Consider the following 21369-nt stretch of genomic DNA (forward strand, 5'->3'; position numbering starts at 1 on the left):
AACCTACATCTCCTCTGCAAAGAAAATAGCATTCATCAATAGTTTATTTGTTCCATACCAGAAAGCTCTAAACTGTGTGTTGTCAGTAAAACCTATAACATCACCTCGCCCATAATTGTTATGCTGAAAAGGAACCGTGTTTTTCAACGCTTCTAAATTCAGGTCTGAGATATAACCACTCATTAAAGGGTTGTCTGTATAACGTATCGGGTTTCTAAAAGAGTCTGAATGAGGTTCAATAAATAGTCGTGTGTTTCTAAACATAGGTAATTGATCATCTTTAAATCCAAATGCGATAGGATGTGAACGATCTAGTTGAGTTTCAAAAATGGCACCACCTATATTTTGTGCTCCATAAAAATCAGAACGTTGTTCAAAGGTGATGTTGTTTGCTGGATTATCGATACTCTTAAAAGTAAGCGGTAACAATTTAGAACTACTCATCCATCTTAACGCACTGCGATAACCTATTAAAGTTCCACCAGCACGTGTCCATTCTTTAAGTTGATCGACAACCTCATTTTCTGGGCTACCATAGGTTGCTGGAACAATAATGGTGTTGTAGCGCGATAAATCTTTACGATTAATATCATTAACATCTATCTTAGTTACCATCATGTCATAACGCTGGTCTAGTAAGTGCCAAATCTCGCCAGCATCATAAGGATTAACTCCATCGCCTATTAATAAAGCAACTTTAGGTAAGGTTAATGCTCTAAACTGTCGAGAACCTAGATCGATGCCTTTAGTAAGTCCAGATTGAACACCATAAAAGCTTATGCCTTCATGGATGGCAATATCACCTAGACGATCTGCAAACTCAGACGCATCCCATTTTTGATTTTGAACAGGAATTAATATGGTTCCATAGTCATAATCTTTACCTTCAATAGTAAATTCTTTCATTGCCACCTTTGCGCGTATTCCTTCAGAAAGCAAAATATTTAAAATCTTAGGCGTTTTATACTCATTCCACGGCATGAGATAAGCATAGTCAGACGAATTTATTTTACCAATACCGTTCTTATATGCTATTTCATCCATAGCATCATTTAAACTAGCATTCTCATCATAATCCATATCAAAGGCTAGCGGAAAAGTCCACGCACTGATATCATAAAACAAACTGTCTTGAAAAGTGGTGCGTTTTTCAAACATCGCTTTAATCAATCGCGAATTCTTTTGATTTTTTGGAACGATGTAAGCATAGTCCTTTTTATAAGTTTTACCGTTTTTAGTGACATCGTTTTTTAAAGAACGCACTTCTATTTTGTGCCTCATTAAAATATCTGCAAGTGCATCAGTTCTACCAGCATCAGTATAATCTCCGAAAATGATGGCACCACTATTATTTTCTTTACGAGCATCGGCATAAAACTTTTTGTGATAATCTAGGATTTCTTGACGCATACGTACTGCGGCTTTTAGTGTAGAAATGCCTGCCGTAAACTGGTTGCGTATAGTAAATGGAAATGTCAACACTCCATTTTCAGAATTTTGAGCATGTCCACGAGAACTAGCTTGCTCAAAAAGAATTCCTATAGAGCCATTAACGTCTGGGAACGTTGATCCTTTACCATAGTAGAAGTCGTCATAGCTTTCTTCAGTATAATAAAGTGATCCTATTTTATCTAATTCGGCTGCATGAAAATCTCCTATTTTACGAGTCAGCTGTTGATTCATTGCTGGTGTTAAGGGATGTGTGCGTGATGGAATTCCTGGCTGGAAAAAGAAAGTTGCATTAGTTCCCATTTCGTGATGATCTGTTAGAATATTAGGCATCCAATTATGAAAGGTCTCAATTCTTGCTTGAGATTCTGGTAATTGAACAGGTAGCCAGTCACGATTCATATCAAACCAATAGTGATTAGTGCGTCCACCAGGCCATGCCTCGCTATATTCACGGTCATAAGAATCTGGATTTATATTCTCATTTTTATGTTGGTTGACCCAACCAGCAAATCGCTGCAATCCATCTGGATTAAAACTAGGATCAAAAAGTATGACGGTATTATTCAGTAATTCATCCATCTCAGCTCCTTGTCCAGCAGCAAGATGATAGGCGAGAAGAAGAGCAGCATTTGATCCACTGGGCTCATTACCATGTATAGAAAACCCTTGATAAACTACGATAGGCATATTTGCGGTAGATGCATTGCTGCCATCAGTTAATGCTATGTGATCAGCCTGTATCTGTTCAATATTTGCATGGTTTTGAGGCGACGTAATTGTCAGTAGCAACAGTGGTCTGCCTTCATAAGTGTTTCCACGATTTTCTAGTGTAATGCGATCAGATTCTCTAGCTAGTACACGCATGTATTCTGTGAGTTTATCATGCGTTACATGCCATTTTCCCGGTACGTAACCTAGTACTTCTTGTGGTGTAGAAATCTCACTATTATAAGTGGTTGATGGATTTGGTAAATAATAGCTTAATGTAGGATCGACTAGTGTTTGTGCTGTTAACGCTTTCGCGAAAGCGAGACAAGCCACCATCAGTATTGCTTTATACATAGTAGGTTGTTAAAGTTTAAAAATAAAAAAAGCCTTTCAAAATGAAAGGCTTTAAGAAATCTTTGTGATGTAACTTATATGTCATCAAAACTAACGTCTGTGAAGCTTTGTGCTGCTTCAGTAGTTTCTGTTTGTACCGTTTCTGTTGCATGAGCAGCCGGATTATAATCTGCTTGATGTCTTTCTGAAATGACCGTATCACCTTTTTCTTTGATGATGAATTGTGTCATTTCTGCGAGAGTACTTTCAAACTCTGCAAAATCTTCTTTATAAAGATAAATTTTATGTTTTTTAAAGTGAAAACTACCATCGTCATTGGTGAACTTTTTACTTTCAGTGATGGTTAGGTAATAATCATCTGCTTTAGTTGACCTCACGTCAAAGAAATAGGTGCGTCGTCCTGCACGTACTACTTTTGAAAAAATATCTTCTTGATCTTTGTAATCTCTATCGCTCATTATGCTATTTCAAGGTTGTCAATAAGTCCAAAAATATAAAAAAATGTTAAATGGGAAAGAGATTATCGGTTTATTGTGTGAAGTAGTTGATAGTTTGTGGTTTAAAATTCGATTTAAAAAGGTTAAACTATCATGTTTTTTAGAATCGCTAGATTCTAGATTATTTAACGATCGTCTTCCATCATTTGATTTGTATACAGTTCTGCATAATAGCCATTGTTTTTAATTAAAGAGTCATGATTGCCATTTTCGACAACACGACCTTCATCTAACACAATAATTTGATCTGCATTTTTTGCACTACTTACTCGGTGACTAACGATGATAGTGGTAGTGTTTTCAGTCACCTTTTTGAGGTTATTTAGAATTTTTTCTTCAGTTTCTGTGTCTACCGCGCTTAGACAATCGTCAAATAATAAGATTTGTGGTTTTTTGATAATGGCACGAGCGATAGATACACGTTGCTTTTGTCCACCACTTAAGGTTATACCTCGTTCACCTAATACCGTATCATAGTCTTTAGTGAAGTCTATAATGTTTTTGTGAACTACTGCATTTTTTGCAGCTTCAATTATTTCATCCTTACTAGCATCCTTTTTACCGAATGCAATATTATTACCTATTGTATCAGAGAATAGAAACGCATCTTGCGGCACATATCCTATAGCCTGTCGTAATCTATCTAGGTTAAGGTCTTTAATAGGGTAGTCGTCTACTATTATAGTGCCGTCGGTAACATCATATAACCTACCTATTAATTCAAGTACGGTAGATTTACCACTACCGGTTTTACCTAAAATGGCTAATGTTTTACCTGCTTCAATAGTGAAGCTTACATCTTTAAGTGCTTGTATATTAGTATCCTCATAAACAAAATTCACATGGTCAAAAGTGATGTTTCCGGTAACCGGCGTATCTGTTTCAACCAGGTTTTGAATTGCGGGATTGATATCTAGAAATTCGTTGATACGTTTTTGCGATGCGGCGGCTTGTTGTACCATATTAGTCACCCAACCGACAACGGCTACTGGCCAGGTTAACATGTTGACATAAATTAAGAACTCTGGAATGACACCTACTTCAATAATGCCTTCTGCTGCTTGTTTTCCTCCTATATATAAGACAAGAATGTTACTAAGGCCTATAAGTAAGACCATTAAAGGAAAAAACAAGGCTTGAATACGAGCTAGATCTATGTTTTTTTCTTTACTGTCATTTGCAACAACAGTGAACTGCTCATTCATTTGCTGTGATAAATTGTAAGCCTTTATAACAGATATTCCACTAAAAGATTCTTGGGCAATCGTGTTTAAACTAGAGAGTTGTTCTTGAACCAGTTTTGAACGTTTCTGAATCTCGCGGCTAACTAAATATATCGCTACTGATAAAAAGGGAAGTGGTATGATGGTGTAAATCGCTAGAGTAGGAGCCGTGTAAATCATGGCAGGTATCACTACAGCAAATAAGGTAATCATATTAACACTATACATTAAAGCTGGTCCCATGTACATGCGTACTTTTGAGACGTCTTCGCTAATACGATTCATTAGATCACCAGTTCGGTTTTGCTTGTAAAAGCCTAGTGATAATCTTTGATACTGATTATAGATGATGTTTTTGAGATCATATTCTAAATGTCTAGATACCACAATAATTAACTGACGCATTACAAAAGTAAGTCCTGCAGAAAGTAATGTTGTGCCTAGAATAATACCGATGTATAATAACAATTGATCATTGAGAAATGACTCATCTGTGATGTTACCATTACCCCAATCATTAAGTAAGTTGATGATTTTACCTATATATTTAGGTAAGAAGATGGAAAGTACTCGTGCAATTATGGTTACTAGAAATCCTCCTAGCAGTTGCCACTTGTACTTTACAAAAAGTTTATTGAGCTTTTTAAGTTCCTTCATAATAGGTAAAAATCCTTCAAAGAATTTACTTTCTATATTCTAAACGCGAATTTAAGTCAGTGTTATTGTTAAGTTGCTAAAATGACGTTATTTTTGCACGCTTTTTAAGAGTATTTAAAACAGCCATTAAAAAATCATTCATGTCTCAACATACTACATTGGAAAAGATTATTAACCAAGATCCTGTTTTTGGACAGTTGTCTTTTGACGATCACGAACAAGTCGTTTTCTGTAATGACAAAGATACAGGTTTAAAAGCCATCATAGGAATTCACAATACTGTTCTAGGTCCAGCTTTAGGTGGGACACGTATGTGGCAATATGACAATGAATGGGCTGCATTAAATGACGCTTTACGTCTTTCTCGTGGAATGACATTTAAAAGTGCTATTACAGGATTAAATCTAGGTGGAGGAAAGGCCGTTATAATTGGTGATGCCAAAACTCAAAAAACTCCAGAAATGATGCGTCGTTTTGGAGAGTTTGTACATTCTTTAAGTGGAAAGTATATCACTGCCGAGGATGTAGGAATGACTACAGGTGATATGGATACAGTGCGTGAGGTAACGCCATATGTTACCGGTATTTCTCAAGAAAAAGGTGGAGCAGGTAATCCATCTCCTATAACTGCATATGGTGTGTTTATGGGAATGAAAGCGGCTGCAAAATATAAATATGGAAGCGATGTTCTAGAAGATAAAATTGTTTATGTAGAAGGAATAGGTAATGTTGGAGAAACTCTTGTAGAATATCTTACTCAAGAAGGAGCTCAAGTTTATATCGCAGATATTAATCAAGATCGTTTAGAAGAAGTAAGTTCAAAGTACGGAGCAAAAATCTATACAGGCGCTGATCTTCATGCCGAAAAGATGGATATCTATGCACCATGTGCATTAGGTGCCACGGTAAACGATAATACCATCCAGAAATTACAAGCAGATATTGTTGCTGGAGCAGCAAATAATCAACTAGCAGATGAAAGTAAACATGGTATGCTTCTACAGCAACGTGGTATTGTTTACGCACCAGATTTCTTAATCAATGCAGGTGGAATTATTAATGTTTATGCAGAGTTAGAAGGTTATGACCGTTCTGAAATCATGCGTAAAACAGAGAACATATATACTACGACCATCGAGATTTTAAACAAAGCGCAACAAAATGGTGTGACTACTCATACCGCAGCGTTGCAAATTGCACAAGCCCGTATTGATGCTCGTCGTCAGGAAAACCGTGGATAAGTTGCCAGTAAAGTAGTAACTTTGTCCTTTCAATTATGGTCCGTTGGGCCTTATTAATATTTAAATAACGCTTCCGCGAAAGCGTATACTTAAAAAACGTTCTTATGCTTACCCGTCGACAACTACGTATCAAAGTGATGCAAGCCATTTTTGCTTTTCAGAAGCAGGAGAATGCAGAGATTAAAGAATTTGAAACTTTCTTAAATCAAAGCATGACAAAGACCTATTCTTTGTTTTTGTACATGACTCAATTACTTGTAGAAATACACAAATTAGCAGAGGATAAAGTAATTAAAGGACAGCAACGTCATCTGGCAACAGATTCTGATCTTAATCCAACCCGTAATTTTATAGATAATAAAATACTAACGAAACTGCGAGAAAGTCAGGCTCTAGTTGATGCTCTTAAACAGCGTGATCTTAAACCATGGCATCTTAATGTTAGATATGTAGAAAATCTGTATAACCAGATTACAACGAGTAAAACATATGTCATCTATATGAGTGAACCAGATCAGTCGCTTAAAGCAGATCTTAAATTCTTAACTCAAATATATACAGATATAATTGCTCCTAACGATGAAATTCTTGACTTTTTAGAAGATGAGAATATCACATGGACAGACGATTATCCATTAGTAAACTCTGCTATGATAATGTTCTTGCGCAAGATAAAACCTGGAAAGGAAATTAAATTACCAGAGCTTATTAAAGATGAGGATGACGTAAAGTTCACGATGGACCTTTTTAGAAAAACTTTGTTTAATAGAGAAGAGTTTCTAGAACGTATTGAAGGAAAAACACCTAATTGGGAACAAGATCGTATTGCACAAATCGATCTGGTATTAATCATGATGGCGCAATGTGAGTTCCTTAAATTCAATAGCATACCAGTTAAAGTAAGTCTTAATGAATATTTAGAAATATCTAAGGATTATTCTACTCCTAAAAGTAGCTTCTTTATAAACGGTATCTTAGATAACCTGTCTAAAGAATATGAAACAGAAGGTGTTCTTAATAAATCAGGTCGTGGCTTGATGTAAATCGTTCTTTTAGTTACATTTGCAATACTCTAAAAAAGAATTTAAAAATTATATTATGAAAAAATTGGTTTTAATGGTAGCTGCTATAGCTACAATGGCAATTACAGGTTGTAATGAGAAAGCTGCTGCAACGATTGATGAAGCAAACTTAACTGCCGCTGCAGAGCGTGAGTCAGTTGCTGGAGATTTTCCTGCAATGACATTTGAGCAGGTAGAGTATGATTTTGGTACTGTTGATGAAGGTACTGTTGTAGAGCATGAATATAAATTTAAAAATACAGGTAGCGCACCACTTATCGTTGTTAACGCAAAAGGTAGCTGTGGATGTACTGTTCCTACTTGGTCTAAAGAGCCTATCGCTCCAGGTGAAGAAGGATCTATGTTAGTTAAATTTAACACTAACGGAAAACCTAATAACCAGACTAAAACGGTTACAATTAAGGCAAACACTGAATCTGGTACTGAGTCTATTCGTATCAAAGGATTTGTTACTCCTAAGGCTAAGCCTGCTGCTCCTAACGCATAATTGATGAATCAAGATTTGATCATGCAATGGGGACCTATTGCACTTATGGTGGTGATTTTTTATTTCCTCATCTTAAGACCACAGGCCCGACGCAGAAAAGAAGAAAAAGAGTTTGCAGAGACTCTTAAAATAGGTGATAAGGTTATTATGTCCAGTGGGATACACGGAAAAATAAGCCAGATCAATGCAGATAAAGACACTGTTCAAGTTGAAACCGGAGCAGGAAAAATAACTTTTGAGAGATCAGCGATTTCTACTGAGTTATCTAAAAAGCTAACTGCAGCAGCTAAAGAAAATTAAGAAGTTTTACTTCGTAAATAAAAAGCCCTTGAGAAATCAAGGGCTTTTTATATTTAAAATTGTCGCTGGTTATAGGTTGTATTGAAGACTTAAAAGAAAGCTTTGCTAGTTATAAGTGTTTGTCCATACCGGGCAACTCTTTCCATCTACCATCTTCGGCGACCTGTTTGAGTGTCAAATTACGCTGCTCTAATAATTTAGTCATATAGTTTTCTAAGAAAAATTTATCTGCAATTTTACCTAAAAACCACAATGGTGAAGTGTATGAAAATACATCACGCATAAAAGTGTCACCATTTTCCAATTGTTCGAAATGATGCTCGTGTCTGAAACTTTTAAAAGCTCCACTGATCATTTCATCTGCAAAAAAATGATGAGGTTCTACGTCAGTGATATGACTAGTAAGTTTTTGCGTTGTTCCTAGATGTTTAGCTTGCCAGGTTACGGTCTCGTTTTTCTCAACTAGGCCAGTAGTTCTGCCTGCTACCGCTTTTTCATTAGTGTGTTCTAGTGATAGCATGTGTAAATCGATGCTTCTAGCTAGATCAAAAACTATTTCAATAGGTGCTTTTATATAAGTCTTTAAATGTAACTCTGGCATTATGTATTATTTTTTTCTATCGCGATAGCCTCTATAATATATTCTTTAAGTAATTCAATATCTACCATGTCAGATTCACAATAGCGTAATTGTCTTAATAATTGGGTTTTGCCAGGTTGCGCATTTATCAATGCATTTTTATTGTCTTTTAAAAGAGCACCTTTGTGAAACCATACGGCACAATGATTTTTAAAACCTACCATGCCTATTAAGTTTTTACCTTTTAAGGTATAACATGGTGCTCCCCATTTTATGGACTCTTCAAGTTCTGTGTTTTGTAACACATTGTAAATAGTATTGAAATGAGATTTCCATTTTGGAAAAAAGGAGATGTATTCTTGTGTATTCTTTGCCTTAGGATTTGCCATGTTAACTGATATTAAGGGTTGTGGGATAAAAAAAACGAGCCGCTAGGCTCGTTTTAAGTATAAATTTCTAATTAGAATCTCCACCCGAAGTTGACTCCACCACGACCAGTAACGGCTGGTAGTTCATAATCTTGTGGGTCACTCGCAATGCCTAAATTACGACCAACTCCAAAACCTACATCTATTAAAAAACCACTGTCGCTTACCCATTTCCATCCTATACCAACACCGATGGCAGCCTCGGTATAAGACTCAGTCCTGTAGCTTCCAGAACCAAAAATATCATTTTCATAATAACCGTCATCAAAGGTGAAAACTTTTACAAATCCTTCTCCATAAAAGCCTTTAGCACCATAATCTTCTTTTGAAAAAAAGTATTGTCTATAATACGGCGTTAAACTAAATGTTTCTATGTATTCAAAATTATCATCGTTATCAAAAATCCCGATATTAAGATCAACTCCAACACCAGAATACCTTCCTAAAACATACTCATATCTTGGGTTGATGCCTAAACCACCTATAGCTGCGACAACATCAAGACTGACTTCATGTTTTTTAACAGAATTGAAACTTTCCATACGTTCTTGTGAATCTGTTAGTTCTTCTTGTTGCCCCATAGCAATGCTTAATGTACAAAGTGCAATCGCTGTTAAAATTATTTTTTTCATAGTTTAGTTTGTAGTGACTAGATGTAATTATTGAGAAAACGTTGCGTCGATATCTAATTTAAAGTTAACCGTTAGCGTCCATAGCGATTAACTCTGCTATTTTCACAATAACTTCTGTAGCTTTCATCATGCTTTCAACTGGCACGTACTCATAAGGTCCATGAAAGTTATGGCCACCTGCAAATATATTAGGACATGGCAATCCCATATAACTTAATTGAGAGCCGTCTGTTCCGCCGCGAATTGGTTTGATAAGTGGTTCGATACCTAGTTCACGCATAGCTTTCTCTGCCACATCAACAATATGCATTACTGGCTCAACTTTTTCACGCATGTTAAAATACTGATCTTTAATTTCAATGGTTACAGCCTCACGATCATATTGTGCATTTAAATCAGTAACAAGTTTCATCATTACTTCTTTACGGGCTTCAAAATGGCCACGGTCATGATCTCTAATAATATATTGTAGTTCTGTTTTTTCCACTGCACCTTTCATGTTGTGTAAATGAAAAAAGCCTTGATAGTCCTCAGTATGTTCTGGAGTTTCCATTCTAGGAAGTGACTCGATAAACTCTTGGGCGATGTACATTGAGTTAATCATCTTACCTTTTGCATATCCTGGATGTACAATTTTACCATGGAATGTTACCACGGCTCCAGCAGCATTAAAGTTTTCATATTCTAGCTCACCTATCTGACTACCGTCCATTGTATATGCCCAATCTGCTCCAAATTTTTCTACATCAAATTTATGTGCGCCACGTCCTATTTCTTCATCAGGTGTAAAGCCTACTTTAATAGTACCGTGTTTTATAGACGGATTATCAATCATTATCTTCATTGCAGTCATGATTTCTGTGATACCTGCTTTATCATCTGCTGCGAGTAGGGTAGTACCGTCTGTGGTTATTATCGTTTGCCCTTTATATTGAGTTAAAGATTCAAAATAGTCTGGTGTTAAAATAAGGTCACTGCCTTTAAGCGGTATATCTCCACCATCATAATCATGGATGATTTGAGGTTTGATATTTTTTCCTGTAAAGTCTGGCGTGCTGTCAAAATGTGATATGAAACCTATAACCGGAACATCATGATCAACATTAGATGGCAGTGTAGCCATGACATATGCATTCTCATCAATACTCACATCACTCATTCCCATGTCAGTTAGTTCTTGATGAAGCTTACGTGCTAGATCCCATTGCTTTTCGGTACTAGGTGTAGTCTCGCTGTTAGGGTCAGATTCTGTATCAATAGTGATGTAGCTGATAAATCTGTCTGTAATTTCTTGTTTATTGATCATTTAATATCTGTAAATAGGTCTGTATAATTGATTAAAGTAACTCTGTCGTCGCAGTTGTTGAAGCGTGTAGTTTGAATTACTATAGTACGGATTTTGAGCGGTAAGACTCGATGGTCTAGATAAAGTACTTTGTTGTTGTTCCTGCTGTTGCTGTCTTTTACGTTCAAAATGAGCAACTACAAAAGGTATGTATTCTTTCTCTTCTAAATCTTGTTTTTCTCTATAAATAGCCATCATATCTATTCCTTCTCGACCTGGTGTTACAGAGAATGCTCTAGGATCGTTGCGCAGTATTCTACTATCAAAACTTAGTTTGACCTCAATCTGTGCTTGTGGCAATACATATAAATTGAATTGTTCTAGGTTGCTGTCGTTGTCTATTTGTGAGTTAGCGTTCCAACTTATCAAATACAATAGAATAATATATAAAACATTCCTTTTCATAGGTTAAAGATAGCAATTGTGTTCCGCTTTCGCGAAAGCGATACTCTTAAAGTTCTTCTACTTGTGTAAGGCCTAGTTTTATACCTTTTTCAATCATAAAAGCATAGGCTGCATCATGTTCATTAGGGATATCGCCATCGAGGATGGAGTTTTTAATCGCGCTTTTGATCATACCTATCTCTCGACATGGTTGTAAGTTAAAAGCTTTCATGATTTCCTCTCCACTAACTGGTGGCTGAAAATTACGTACATGATCACGTTCTTCAACTTCTATAATTTTATCTCTCACTTTTTGGAAGTTGTTATGGTACTTTTTAAAGCGATATGGATTTTTTGTAGTGATGTCTGCCTCACATAATGTCATTAAGTCTTCAATGTGATCGCCAGCATCATGGACTAGTCTGCGTACAGCACTATCTGTAGCACTTTCATCAATGACTGCTATAGGTCTAGAGGACATGCGCACCATTAATTGCACAAATTTCATTTTATCATTAAGTGGCATCTTTAAACGTTTGAAAAGATGATAGACCATCTTTGCTCCTTTAAATTCGTGACCATGGAAGGTCCAGCCTACTTTTTTACTAAATTTCTTTGTCGGCGCCTTACCTATATCATGTAATAAAGCAGCCCATCGCAACCATAAATTGTCTGTATTGCGAGAGATGTTATCGACTACTTCTAGGGTATGATAAAAGTTGTCTTTATGTTTCTGACCTTCTACTTCTTCTATGCCTTTTAGTGCAGTAAGCTCTGGCAAGAAATAAGATAGCAAACCTGTTTTCTCTAATAAAATAAATCCATGAGATGGCTCATTACACATCATGATTTTATTTAATTCTGTGATAATACGTTCATTTGTGATGATTTTAATGCGACTTGCATTATTCTTTATACTGTGAAATGAATCATCGTTAATCCTAAAGTTTAATTGAGCAGCAAATCTAATGGCTCGCATCATGCGTAATGGGTCATCACTATAAGTAACGTCCGGTGCTAATGGGGTTTTAATAATCTTTTTTTCAAGATCTGCCATTCCATTAAATGGGTCTACTAAAAGTCCGTAGTTTTCTGGGTTTAATGAGAAAGCCATGGCGTTAATGGTAAAGTCTCTACGGTTTTGATCATCTTCTAGAGTACCATCCTCAACGATGGGATTGCGGCTGTCTCTAGTGTAACTTTCTTTGCGAGCACCTACAAATTCAAGTTCAAAATCATCGGTTTTTACCATGGCGGTACCGTAGGTTTTAAAAACAGATACCTTAGTGCTTTGCGGTAACAATTCTGCTACTTTTTGAGCAAGTTCAATACCGCTGCCTACTGCGACGATATCGATATCTTGTTTTGCACCACGTTTGAGAAAATAGTCTCTTACAAATCCACCTATAACATATGCGTCAACTCCTATTGCTGCTGCAGCTTCACTAATGGTTTTGAATACTGGATGTGAGATTGCATCTTTAAATTGCAGTTGCTCCATGATGTTACTTTCTCAATATTTTCATTGTTCCATCATTTGATATTTTAATGATGGATGATGGTGGGACATTAGTTTTGGCAAGTGGTAAATCTAAGATATGATCTATTCTACTTTTCAATTCTTCACTTATATCTATAAATCCTACGGGAGTTTTTTCTCCACTTAAGTTTGCGCTAGTTGAAACGATAGGCTTTCTTAATCCTCTGATCAATGCACGACATACTGGATCGTTAGTCACTCTTATGGCTAGTGTATTATCTGTGGCGATTAGATTCTCTGCAACAGCTTTAGGCCTGTCATAGATTATAGTAAGTGGCTTTTTATTTAATTTTAAAACTTGCCATGCCATCTCTGGCACTTCTTCAATATAACGGTCTAGCATGTCAAAACTATCTACTAAGATAATTAGTGATTTTGCTGGATCTCTTTCTTTAATTTTATAAAGTTCTTCTACAGCATCATAGTTAGTGGCATCACAGCCTATACCATAAATCGTGTCTGTAGGATAAAGAATAATTTTACCTTTCTTTAAAGCAGTAACTGCTTCTCTTACATCTTCCATAGGTAAGTCTACAACTTCTTGCTTTTTCTTGCTTGGAGTACGTCCTCTTACTTGATCTCTTCTGTTTCTATCGCGTTCACTGCGTCGTGGCATAATCTACTGTATTATTAGACTTCTAGGTATTCAAAAGCTCTTTTGGCAAAATTACGATTAAGCTCACGACATTCCTCTAACAATCCGTCCTTTATCGTGGCATTCTTAACTTGTTTAAGAGCGTTGTCAAAATCCGTAAATACAGGATCGTATTTAAAATCGTAAAACTTAGAAGAATTAGGAATAACGGCTACTTTTTTTCCTAATAACATGGACCAATACATAGCATGATAACTATCTGTTATAATGTGTTCACTTCTTCCTATAAAATTTATTAATCCTTCTAGGTCAACAGTATTAGAGGTGCTAGGGTATTCTTTAAATTTTGAAGTTATACTAGGTTGCTGAATCGTTTTTTTATGGAAAATAACACCTATTTCTTGTGTCGTTTTGTATGAATTATCAAATAGTTCATGTAAACAACTCACGCATGGTAACCATTCTCCTGGCCTTTTATAATCTCTTGTTCCGGCCATTCCAAATTTGGTTACATCCACATCATATGAATTGATCTTGCCATAAAGACTGGATTTTTTCTCATTATGACCTATACCCCATAAGACTGTTTTTTTTCCTTGCTGGGCTAGTTTTTCATAAAATTTCATTTGATTAGTAAAACTTCCTCTGTTTAATAAACCACCACCGCCTATAATTAAAGAATTATCAACGATGTCGTTTACTAGCTGATTTCTGTCTTTTTGATCAGTGCGTTTATATAAAAAAATATCAGAGTATTTACCTTCTAGTTCTTTAAAGTATTGATGTGGTGCGCAATAAAGATCACCTACGTTGGACACGTCATAACGATGTATGTTGATAACGCCATCATTTTTTTGATCCATACCTAGAATCTTTTTAAACGTTGCCTTTTTATAATAACTTGATTTTATTTTCTGAATCATCGAGGTCTCTTAGGGTACAAAAATCGGGATTTACTATTTTATGTAGGTATAGATGTAAAGATAAATGAAAACAAAGGATGTGTATTTATCAACTTCTCGTAGTTTTGACACATGAAAAGCGTTTATCAAGATTCATATCAATATTTAAAACCTTCAATAGAAGGAGCGATTACTCGTTTTGACCAGATAGGAAGGTCATTACACGATGGACGTAATGTGGTAAAAGTTATTGATGTAGATGGTGAATCTCTTAATTTTAAGAGATTCAGAAAGCCTAATGCTATTAATAAAATAGTATATAGATTTTTCAGAAAATCAAAAGCACAACGTTCTTTTGAGTATGCTACAATCCTTATGGAAAAAGGAATAGGTACACCAGATCCTATCGCTTATCTAGAACAAAAATCCTTGTTTAATTTTGGTACTAGTTTCTATATTTCAAAGCAATTAAATTGCGATTTTACCTATCGAGAGCTTATTAATGACGACTCGATAGAAGACAAAGAACAAATTTTAAAAGAGTTCACTAGATTTATTTATCATATGCACGAGTCCGGTGTTTATTTTTTAGATAATTCACCAGGAAACACCTTAATCACTAAGGTAGGTGATCATTATGAATTTGCTTTGGTCGATTTGAACCGCATGAAGTTTTATGAGATTCCGTGGGATGACCGTCTTAAAAATTTTGAAAGACTATCACCTCATAAATGGATGTATGAAGTAATGGGAAAGGAATATGCTACGCTTTCGCGAAAGCGTCCTGAGGAAACCATTGCTCAAATGTGGAAGTACACACAGGAATTTCAAGAAGCTTTTCATCGGAAGAAGCGTTTGAAGAAAAAGTTTAAATCTTTAATTAAAGGAAAAAAGTAATTATGAAATTAAACGAAATACCTAATTCTTTAATATCATCTTTAAAGATGAAGTTTAAAAGTCTTAAGGATCTTAGAAAAAGAGAGTCAGACCAAATACCTGTGATAGTAACTCTGACAACTATCCCGAGTAGAATAAGTACATTACATTTAACAATAAGTAGTTTAATTTTACAAGATGCACAACCTGAGAAAATTGTGTTGTGGCTTAATGATGACTTTAAAAATCGAGTCCCTAAAAATTTAAGTAAACTAGTAGGTGATGTATTTGAAATTAGATTCTCTCCTTATCTGTTTTCTCATCGTAAATTGATTCATAGTTTGGATGCCTTTCCGGATAAAATATTAGTCACTTCAGATGATGATTTAATATATCCTAGTGAGACTTTAGGGAATTTATATCAATCACATTTAAAACAACAAGGTCATGTTGTAGCTCATAACTGCCGTGAGATTACTTATGAGAATGGTGAGGCACTACCATACCTGAAATGGCCTTTTACTAGAAAACCTTTAAGGAATGAATTGTTGTTAATGCCAGTAGGTGCATTTCTAGTATTATATCCACCAGGTATTTTAAATAAAGACGCAACAAATATTGATTTATTTACAAAAATATCGCCGCGTAGTGATGATTTATGGTTTAAAACAATGACTATTCTTAACCACAAAAAATCAGTAGCATCGATAATTCCTGCTCCAGAGCCTATTCCTATTTGGGGAACGCAAAAAGTAGCATTAAAGAAGACTAATAATAATTTAGATCAAAAACGTGTTCAATGGGAACAGATAGAGAATCATTATGGCAAAGAGTTATTAGATATTATTAATCCAGACCGCGACGATAAAGCCATAACTTTACATAACGCATAAATATTCCATAGCTTCTCAAGTAAGCGATAGAGAACCCTACAAAACCGTCTAAAAACCCTAGTTGTACAAAGTAATGTTTTGTAAAACCCCACATGGGCTTAATAACGACGTGAAAGGCTGTTATTTTCCCTACTTTTTTATCAAAATCACGAGCTTGTAAACCTGCGTATCGTTGTAACTTATCGACATGATGATCGATGCTTATATACTTGTAGTGTAATAGTTTGTTTTCTAACCAACCTACTTTACCATCGGCCTCAATTTCTGAATGTACATGTTTATCAACATATTTACATTTAGATTTTTTAAAGAGACGTATAACGCGATCATTTTTCCATCCACTATGGCGTATTTGCTTTCCCATGAAGAAGTTGCGACGCTTCATCCAGTAACCTACTTCTTCACGATCATCTATAGTTTCTAGTAGTGTGAGGATTTCTTCTCTTAATGCAGGCGTTACTCGCTCATCTGCATCTACTAATAGAATCCATTCATGTTTTGCTTGCGGGATTGCCCAGTTTTTTTGAGAAGCACTATGTACGTACTCTCTAGTTAATAGTTTTGTTATATGTGGTTGTGCTAGTTCTATAGTATTGTCAGTACTATTACTGTCTACTAAGATAACTTCATCACAAAAATCAACACTCTTTAAAACTTCAACAATATTGTGTGCCTCATTGTATGCAGGTACTATAGCAGATAATGAAACTTTGGACATATGGCAGGTAGGTTCTGGGGTTTACTGAGCAAAAATAAACTTGTAATTCATATAACCGCTTATGAATCACTAAATTTGTCGAAATTTACAGTATTATTCTTTTTTATGATAGAAAATCCGTCTATATCTGTTGTCATTAGTACATATAACTCAGTAGAGTGGTTAGAAAAAACCTTGTGGAGTTATGAGCATCAAATCTTTAGGGAATTTGAAATCGTAATTGCAGATGATGGAAGTGGTCAAGAAACTAAAGATTTTATAGATCATTATAGAACCATTTCTTCAAAACCTATCATTCATGTCTGGCATGAGGATAATGGTTTTCAAAAAAGTGAGATTCTTAACAAAGCATTGATGGCTTGTACTTCTCCATATGTAGTCATGACTGACGGAGACTGTATTGCTAGAGAAGACTTTTTACAGATTCATTACGAGCGCCGTTCGCCAGGATATTTTCTATCTGGTGGTTACTATAAATTACCTCTTGATTTATCTCAATCCATTACTAAGGAAGATATAGCAACGCAAAAGTGTTTTGATTTAAAATGGTTGAAAGAAAATGGGTTGCCATCTTCTTATAAAAACCAAAAGCTTACTTCAGGATTTGTTCAGGCAGGAGTTATGGAACGTTTAACACCTACTAATGCTAGTTGGAATGGTCACAACTCTAGTGGCTGGTTAACCGATTTAAAAGCTGTAAATGGTTTTGACGAGCGTATGCAATATGGCGGACAGGATAGAGAATTAGGAGAACGCTTATTCAATTATGGTATTAAGTCTAAACAGATTAGATATAGTGCTATATGTCTACATTTAGACCATGCGCGTGGTTATAAAAACCAAGAATCAATAGATAAAAATCTAGCCATAAGAAAAGCTACTCGCACTGAAAAGAAGGACTACACGCCTTATGGAATTGTGAAAAAATCTTAATTGAGACGGTAATTTTAATAATTCCCATCCACGAACTTTTTCAAATTTTCAAACATTAACTCAGGCTTAAAATGTTGATATAGTTCTTGCGCTTGTTTTTTAAAAGCACTCGCTTTTTTTGTGCCATAAAGTTCTGGCTTAAAGTCTTTAAGGTGAACAGAAATGTGTTTCTTTCCATCTTCACCAGCGTTCCAAGAACGTTTATTGATCCATGGGCTGAAAATAGCAAAGCTAGGTATATCCAGTGCCTTACCCATATTTATAGCGCCACCTTCATTGCCTATTACAGTAGTACAGTGGTGAAGAACTTTTAGATAGTCACGTAAACTAGGAGTAATCGCGTTTATAAAAATATGTTTTTGTGTTTCAGATAGACAAGCATTGTATATTTCAAAAGCTTGATCTTTTTGCGAAGGCAGGTAATTAAAAAGTACCTGACTACCAGTTTCTTGAACCGTTAGGTCAACAACTTGTGCCATATAAATCAAAGGTAGAGTCTTGTTCATACTAGACCCTAAAGCACTCACCATTGTAATAGGTGAGTTCAAATCAAGCCCGTTTTCTATCAACCAATTCTTACCTTCCTGCTTTTCGGATTCAGAAAGATGAATTTTAGGTAATAAATCCCATTGTACGTTTTGAGTCAATGATGCGGTTAAAAGCAAGCGACTACCTAATGATAATCCTGTTTTATAAATTTCAGGATCAGGACTATTTTTTATAGCGGTTGTGTAAGCCCATGGTGCAAACCACTTTTTATATCCTATTCTTTGAACAGCGCCCACTATTCTAGATAGTAATGCGCTGTTATTTTTTCCATAGGCATCTATGGAAATAGAATAGTTGTTTTTTTTGAGCTTTCGCGCAAGCGTGAACACACCTCTCCAGCTATCAAACTCTTTATTGTCTACACAAATAAATTTATCAATAGCTGTGTTACCTTCTACAACAGCAAGTGCTGTTTTAGAAATCAGATAATGAATTTGAGCGTCTGGATAGATGATTTTTAACTGCTCTGCGATGATAGTACTGGTCAGTACATCACCTATCATTTTATATTGAATGAGCAGTATATTCACTAAACTGCTACATTATACTCACGCAACGCGTCGTTCAAAGAAGTCTTTTTATTAGTACTTTCTTTGCGTTTACCTATGATTAATGCACATGGTACATTATAAGTTCCAGAAGGAAACTCTTTTGAATAACTGCCAGGAATCACTACTGATCTTTCAGGTACACGTCCTTTCATCTCAACTGGCTCATCACCGGTAACATCTATAATCTTTGTACTCATTGTAAGTACAACATTTGCACCTAACACGGCTTCTTTTTCTACATGTACTCCTTCTACAACGATGCATCTAGATCCTATAAAAGCGCCATCTTCTATAATTACTGGTGCGGCTTGTAATGGTTCAAGAACACCACCTATACCTACACCACCACTTAAGTGTACATTTTTTCCAATTTGAGCACAACTACCTACGGTAGCCCAAGTGTCAACCATGGTGCCTTCATCTACATAGGCACCTATGTTGATATAACTAGGCATCATTATGACACCTTTTGAAATATAAGCACCATGTCTAGCAACGGCATGTGGTACAACACGTATTCCTTTATCTGCATATCCAGTTTTAAGTGGAATTTTATCGTGAAATTCTAATGGACCACATTCAATAGTCTCCATTTTCTGTATAGGGAAATAAAGAACTACTGCTTTTTTAACCCATTCATTTACGACCCAACCATCTTCACTAGGTTGTGCCACTCGCAAAGTACCGCGATCTAACATTTCTACAACCTCTCTAATAGCAGTTTGAGTTACTGCATTCTCTAGCTGGGAACGATCATCCCATGCTGCTTCTATAACGTTTTGTAATTGATCCAAAGCTTTTGATTTTTTACAAATATAAATGGAAACATTTATAGGTTTTCATGCCTTGGCTCGATTTTAGCAACTAGTTCACAAATAACCTTATTTTTGCAGTTCTTATGAGTAGAATACTGGCTATAGATTATGGTAAAAAACGAACCGGTATCGCGGTAACAGATCCTATGCAAATTATTGCGTCTGGACTGACTACTGTTGCGACGCATGAATTGTCGGTTTTTATAGAAAAGTATTTAAAGTCTGAAGATGTAGAAACCATTGTCATTGGTGAGCCTAAACAGATGGACTATACAGATAGTGAGTTGGGTAGTGTTATTCACGCTTTCGCGAAAGCGTTACAAGAAAAATATCCTCACATAACTATCGAAAGAGTCGATGAGCGATTTACTTCAAAGATGGCTTTTCAGACTATGATTGATAGTGGATTGAGTAAATCCAAGCGTAGGAATAAGGCGCTAGTAGATGAAATAGCCGCGACTATTATATTGCAAACATTTATGGACAAGAAAAGTCCTTTTTAAATAGAATTATTAAAATTAATCATTCAGAACACATGATTTATCCTATAGTCGCTTATGGCGATCCAGTATTAAGAAAAGTAGCAAAGGATATCACGCCTGATTATCCTAATCTAGATAAAGTTCTAGAAAACATGTGGGAAACCATGTATGGAGCGAGTGGAGTAGGGCTGGCGGCACCACAGGTAGGTATGCCTATTCGTATTTTTTTGGTAGATACATCACCTTTTGGAGATGATCCAGATTTATCACCTGAAGAGCAGAAACAGTTAGGTTCTTTTAAGAAGGCTTTTATAAATGCGCATATCGTAGAAGAGAATGGAGAAGAATGGGCTTTTAATGAAGGTTGTCTAAGTATACCTAATGTAAGAGAAGATGTTTTTAGACCAGAAGAAGTGACTATTAGATACAGTGATGAAAATTTTAATGAAGTAACCGAGACTTATACGGGTTTAATGGCTCGTGTTATTCAACATGAGTATGATCATATTGAAGGAATTCTATTTACTGATAAAATATCTTCCCTAAAAAAGCGATTAATAAAAGGGAAGCTTGCTAATATTTCTAAAGGAAAAGTAAGTATCGATTATCGCATGCGTTTTCCAGAAGTGAAAGGAAGAAAATAATCACCATTTTAAAGATGAGGTTTAATATATTTGCCGTCCTCAGAAAAAGAAGAATATGAGTTTAGAAAACATTTTATCAGTAACAGGTAAGCCAGGTTTATATCAATTAAAGACTAAAACCCGTAATGGTTTTGTAGTCGAATCTTTAATCGATAAGAAAACAGCTATAATAGGAATCAACCATAACGTGAGTGTACTTAAAGATATCTCTATTTATACTTATGAGACTGAAGTACCGCTTAAGGAAGTGTTTCAAAAGATTGCTGAAAAAGAAAATCAAGGTCCTTCAATCAATCACAAAGTAAGTAAGAAAGAACTACAGTCTTATTTTAGTGAGGTGTTACCTAACTATGACGAGGATCGAGTATATGCTAGTGATATTAAAAAGGTAGTGCAATGGTATAACTTACTTCAATCTAATGATTTATTAAATTCTCTTAGTCAAGAAGAAGAATAGAGTTAGATTATGATATAAGAAGATAAAAAAAGCCTTTCTGAATT

General features: G+C 35.5%; 24 protein-coding genes. 10 read left to right on the forward strand and 14 right to left on the reverse strand.

Annotated features, from left to right (window positions below):
• Window positions 1-3: 3 nt before the first annotated feature.
• The 3 genes from R1T42_RS00600 to R1T42_RS00610 form a co-directional block, all read right to left on the reverse strand.
• Complete coding sequence (locus tag R1T42_RS00600; protein ID WP_317290893.1) at window positions 4-2514, reverse strand: M14 family metallopeptidase; 2511 nt, start codon at window positions 2512-2514, stop codon at window positions 4-6.
• Window positions 2515-2588: 74 nt separating this feature from the next.
• The gene (locus R1T42_RS00605) at window positions 2589-2972 is read right to left on the reverse strand and encodes a PUR family DNA/RNA-binding protein (RefSeq protein WP_036581765.1); all 384 of its coding nucleotides are present in this window, start codon (window positions 2970-2972) and stop codon (window positions 2589-2591) included.
• Window positions 2973-3136: 164 nt separating this feature from the next.
• Window positions 3137-4891, reverse strand: coding sequence for an ABC transporter ATP-binding protein (locus R1T42_RS00610; RefSeq protein WP_317290894.1), 1755 nt, complete (start codon window positions 4889-4891; stop codon window positions 3137-3139).
• A 140-nt stretch (window positions 4892-5031) separates the two neighbouring features.
• Between R1T42_RS00610 and R1T42_RS00615 the strand changes: the two genes are divergently transcribed.
• The 4 genes from R1T42_RS00615 to yajC all read left to right on the forward strand — a co-directional run bounded on the left by R1T42_RS00615 (window position 5032) and on the right by yajC (window position 8001).
• Window positions 5032-6132: a Glu/Leu/Phe/Val family dehydrogenase gene (locus R1T42_RS00615; protein ID WP_042295716.1), complete on the forward strand. Its 1101-nt coding sequence runs from the start codon at window positions 5032-5034 to the stop codon at window positions 6130-6132.
• 104 nt (window positions 6133-6236) lie between these two features.
• Window positions 6237-7175, forward strand: a complete 939-nt coding sequence (locus R1T42_RS00620; RefSeq protein WP_317290895.1) for a transcription antitermination protein NusB — start codon at window positions 6237-6239, stop codon at window positions 7173-7175.
• A gap of 55 nt (window positions 7176-7230) precedes the next feature.
• A complete protein-coding gene (locus R1T42_RS00625) occupies window positions 7231-7701 on the forward strand; it encodes a DUF1573 domain-containing protein (protein ID WP_036581755.1) in 471 nt (156 codons plus the stop codon).
• 3 nt (window positions 7702-7704) lie between these two features.
• The gene (gene yajC, locus R1T42_RS00630; RefSeq protein ID WP_317290896.1) at window positions 7705-8001 is read left to right on the forward strand and encodes a preprotein translocase subunit YajC; all 297 of its coding nucleotides are present in this window, start codon (window positions 7705-7707) and stop codon (window positions 7999-8001) included.
• A 109-nt stretch (window positions 8002-8110) separates the two neighbouring features.
• On the opposite strand, the gene R1T42_RS00635 is transcribed toward yajC, so the two are convergent.
• The 8 genes from R1T42_RS00635 to R1T42_RS00670 all read right to left on the reverse strand — a co-directional run bounded on the left by R1T42_RS00635 (window position 8111) and on the right by R1T42_RS00670 (window position 14428).
• Window positions 8111-8602: an SRPBCC family protein gene (locus R1T42_RS00635; protein WP_317290897.1), complete on the reverse strand. Its 492-nt coding sequence runs from the start codon at window positions 8600-8602 to the stop codon at window positions 8111-8113.
• Window positions 8602-8970, reverse strand: coding sequence for a DUF1801 domain-containing protein (locus R1T42_RS00640; RefSeq protein ID WP_317290898.1), 369 nt, complete (start codon window positions 8968-8970; stop codon window positions 8602-8604). Before R1T42_RS00640 ends, R1T42_RS00635 begins: the two co-directional genes overlap by 1 nt.
• Before the next feature lie 71 nt (window positions 8971-9041).
• The gene (locus R1T42_RS00645; protein ID WP_317290899.1) at window positions 9042-9641 is read right to left on the reverse strand and encodes a hypothetical protein; all 600 of its coding nucleotides are present in this window, start codon (window positions 9639-9641) and stop codon (window positions 9042-9044) included.
• Between the two features lie 64 nt (window positions 9642-9705).
• The gene (pepT, locus tag R1T42_RS00650) at window positions 9706-10947 is read right to left on the reverse strand and encodes a peptidase T (protein ID WP_317290900.1); all 1242 of its coding nucleotides are present in this window, start codon (window positions 10945-10947) and stop codon (window positions 9706-9708) included.
• On the reverse strand, window positions 10948-11391 hold the full coding sequence (locus tag R1T42_RS00655) for a hypothetical protein (protein WP_317290901.1): 444 nt from the start codon (window positions 11389-11391) through the stop codon (window positions 10948-10950).
• Between the two features lie 46 nt (window positions 11392-11437).
• Complete coding sequence (locus tag R1T42_RS00660; RefSeq protein ID WP_394805715.1) at window positions 11438-12871, reverse strand: CCA tRNA nucleotidyltransferase; 1434 nt, start codon at window positions 12869-12871, stop codon at window positions 11438-11440.
• A gap of 4 nt (window positions 12872-12875) precedes the next feature.
• A complete protein-coding gene (locus tag R1T42_RS00665; RefSeq protein ID WP_081908537.1) occupies window positions 12876-13526 on the reverse strand; it encodes an L-threonylcarbamoyladenylate synthase in 651 nt (216 codons plus the stop codon).
• A gap of 14 nt (window positions 13527-13540) precedes the next feature.
• Window positions 13541-14428, reverse strand: a complete 888-nt coding sequence (locus tag R1T42_RS00670) for a glycosyltransferase family protein (RefSeq protein ID WP_317290902.1) — start codon at window positions 14426-14428, stop codon at window positions 13541-13543.
• A gap of 111 nt (window positions 14429-14539) precedes the next feature.
• On the opposite strand from R1T42_RS00670, the gene R1T42_RS00675 reads away from it, so the two are divergent.
• Window positions 14540-15304: a lipopolysaccharide kinase InaA family protein gene (locus R1T42_RS00675; protein ID WP_317290903.1), complete on the forward strand. Its 765-nt coding sequence runs from the start codon at window positions 14540-14542 to the stop codon at window positions 15302-15304.
• A gap of 2 nt (window positions 15305-15306) precedes the next feature.
• The gene (locus R1T42_RS00680) at window positions 15307-16176 is read left to right on the forward strand and encodes a glycosyl transferase (RefSeq protein WP_317290904.1); all 870 of its coding nucleotides are present in this window, start codon (window positions 15307-15309) and stop codon (window positions 16174-16176) included.
• Here R1T42_RS00680 and R1T42_RS00685 read toward each other — a convergent pair.
• The gene (locus R1T42_RS00685; protein WP_317290905.1) at window positions 16130-16894 is read right to left on the reverse strand and encodes a glycosyltransferase family 2 protein; all 765 of its coding nucleotides are present in this window, start codon (window positions 16892-16894) and stop codon (window positions 16130-16132) included. The genes R1T42_RS00680 and R1T42_RS00685 overlap by 47 nt on opposite strands.
• A 105-nt stretch (window positions 16895-16999) precedes the next feature.
• Here R1T42_RS00685 and R1T42_RS00690 point away from each other — a divergent pair, with 105 nt between their 5' ends.
• Complete coding sequence (locus tag R1T42_RS00690; RefSeq protein ID WP_036582118.1) at window positions 17000-17827, forward strand: glycosyltransferase family 2 protein; 828 nt, start codon at window positions 17000-17002, stop codon at window positions 17825-17827.
• A gap of 14 nt (window positions 17828-17841) precedes the next feature.
• Here R1T42_RS00690 and R1T42_RS00695 read toward each other — a convergent pair whose 3' ends face one another.
• Window positions 17842-18906 carry a glycosyltransferase family 9 protein gene (locus R1T42_RS00695; protein ID WP_317290906.1) on the reverse strand — a complete coding sequence of 355 codons (1065 nt, stop codon included), beginning with the start codon at window positions 18904-18906 and terminating at the stop codon, window positions 17842-17844.
• Entirely contained in the window at window positions 18906-19721 is an 816-nt protein-coding gene (locus tag R1T42_RS00700) for a 2,3,4,5-tetrahydropyridine-2,6-dicarboxylate N-succinyltransferase (protein WP_036581723.1), read from the reverse strand. The genes R1T42_RS00695 and R1T42_RS00700 overlap by 1 nt, the downstream gene beginning before the upstream one ends.
• Window positions 19722-19825: 104 nt before the next feature.
• Between R1T42_RS00700 and ruvX the strand changes: the two genes are divergently transcribed.
• Genes ruvX through R1T42_RS00715 form a run of 3 tightly spaced genes read left to right on the forward strand, consistent with a single transcriptional unit; the run spans window position 19826 to window position 21325 of the window.
• The gene (gene ruvX / locus R1T42_RS00705; RefSeq protein WP_036581722.1) at window positions 19826-20245 is read left to right on the forward strand and encodes a Holliday junction resolvase RuvX; all 420 of its coding nucleotides are present in this window, start codon (window positions 19826-19828) and stop codon (window positions 20243-20245) included.
• A gap of 32 nt (window positions 20246-20277) precedes the next feature.
• Complete coding sequence (gene def, locus R1T42_RS00710; protein WP_036581721.1) at window positions 20278-20868, forward strand: peptide deformylase; 591 nt, start codon at window positions 20278-20280, stop codon at window positions 20866-20868.
• A gap of 55 nt (window positions 20869-20923) precedes the next feature.
• On the forward strand, window positions 20924-21325 hold the full coding sequence (locus R1T42_RS00715; protein WP_036581717.1) for a DUF5606 family protein: 402 nt from the start codon (window positions 20924-20926) through the stop codon (window positions 21323-21325).
• Window positions 21326-21369: the final 44 nt, after the last annotated feature.

Origin of the sequence: Nonlabens ulvanivorans, from assembly GCF_032922765.1 — a bacterium.
Lineage (GTDB): Bacteria > Bacteroidota > Bacteroidia > Flavobacteriales > Flavobacteriaceae > Nonlabens > Nonlabens ulvanivorans.

What these genes read in the sequence shown, in the direction of transcription:
- R1T42_RS00600 (WP_317290893.1), bottom strand. Translation starts at nt 2,514, where the DNA reads ATGTATAAAGCAATACTGATGGTGGCTTGTCTCGCTTTCGCGAAAGCG.
- R1T42_RS00605 (WP_036581765.1), bottom strand. Translation starts at nt 2,972, where the DNA reads ATGAGCGATAGAGATTACAAAGATCAAGAAGATATTTTTTCAAAAGTA.
- R1T42_RS00610 (WP_317290894.1), bottom strand. Translation starts at nt 4,891, where the DNA reads ATGAAGGAACTTAAAAAGCTCAATAAACTTTTTGTAAAGTACAAGTGG.
- R1T42_RS00615 (WP_042295716.1), top strand. Translation starts at nt 5,032, where the DNA reads ATGTCTCAACATACTACATTGGAAAAGATTATTAACCAAGATCCTGTT.
- R1T42_RS00620 (WP_317290895.1), top strand. Translation starts at nt 6,237, where the DNA reads ATGCTTACCCGTCGACAACTACGTATCAAAGTGATGCAAGCCATTTTT.
- R1T42_RS00625 (WP_036581755.1), top strand. Translation starts at nt 7,231, where the DNA reads ATGAAAAAATTGGTTTTAATGGTAGCTGCTATAGCTACAATGGCAATT.
- yajC (WP_317290896.1), top strand. Translation starts at nt 7,705, where the DNA reads ATGAATCAAGATTTGATCATGCAATGGGGACCTATTGCACTTATGGTG.
- R1T42_RS00635 (WP_317290897.1), bottom strand. Translation starts at nt 8,602, where the DNA reads ATGCCAGAGTTACATTTAAAGACTTATATAAAAGCACCTATTGAAATA.
- R1T42_RS00640 (WP_317290898.1), bottom strand. Translation starts at nt 8,970, where the DNA reads ATGGCAAATCCTAAGGCAAAGAATACACAAGAATACATCTCCTTTTTT.
- R1T42_RS00645 (WP_317290899.1), bottom strand. Translation starts at nt 9,641, where the DNA reads ATGAAAAAAATAATTTTAACAGCGATTGCACTTTGTACATTAAGCATT.
- pepT (WP_317290900.1), bottom strand. Translation starts at nt 10,947, where the DNA reads ATGATCAATAAACAAGAAATTACAGACAGATTTATCAGCTACATCACT.
- R1T42_RS00655 (WP_317290901.1), bottom strand. Translation starts at nt 11,391, where the DNA reads ATGAAAAGGAATGTTTTATATATTATTCTATTGTATTTGATAAGTTGG.
- R1T42_RS00660 (WP_394805715.1), bottom strand. Translation starts at nt 12,871, where the DNA reads ATGGAGCAACTGCAATTTAAAGATGCAATCTCACATCCAGTATTCAAA.
- R1T42_RS00665 (WP_081908537.1), bottom strand. Translation starts at nt 13,526, where the DNA reads ATGCCACGACGCAGTGAACGCGATAGAAACAGAAGAGATCAAGTAAGA.
- R1T42_RS00670 (WP_317290902.1), bottom strand. Translation starts at nt 14,428, where the DNA reads ATGATTCAGAAAATAAAATCAAGTTATTATAAAAAGGCAACGTTTAAA.
- R1T42_RS00675 (WP_317290903.1), top strand. Translation starts at nt 14,540, where the DNA reads ATGAAAAGCGTTTATCAAGATTCATATCAATATTTAAAACCTTCAATA.
- R1T42_RS00680 (WP_317290904.1), top strand. Translation starts at nt 15,307, where the DNA reads ATGAAATTAAACGAAATACCTAATTCTTTAATATCATCTTTAAAGATG.
- R1T42_RS00685 (WP_317290905.1), bottom strand. Translation starts at nt 16,894, where the DNA reads ATGTCCAAAGTTTCATTATCTGCTATAGTACCTGCATACAATGAGGCA.
- R1T42_RS00690 (WP_036582118.1), top strand. Translation starts at nt 17,000, where the DNA reads ATGATAGAAAATCCGTCTATATCTGTTGTCATTAGTACATATAACTCA.
- ruvX (WP_036581722.1), top strand. Translation starts at nt 19,826, where the DNA reads ATGAGTAGAATACTGGCTATAGATTATGGTAAAAAACGAACCGGTATC.
- def (WP_036581721.1), top strand. Translation starts at nt 20,278, where the DNA reads ATGATTTATCCTATAGTCGCTTATGGCGATCCAGTATTAAGAAAAGTA.
- R1T42_RS00715 (WP_036581717.1), top strand. Translation starts at nt 20,924, where the DNA reads ATGAGTTTAGAAAACATTTTATCAGTAACAGGTAAGCCAGGTTTATAT.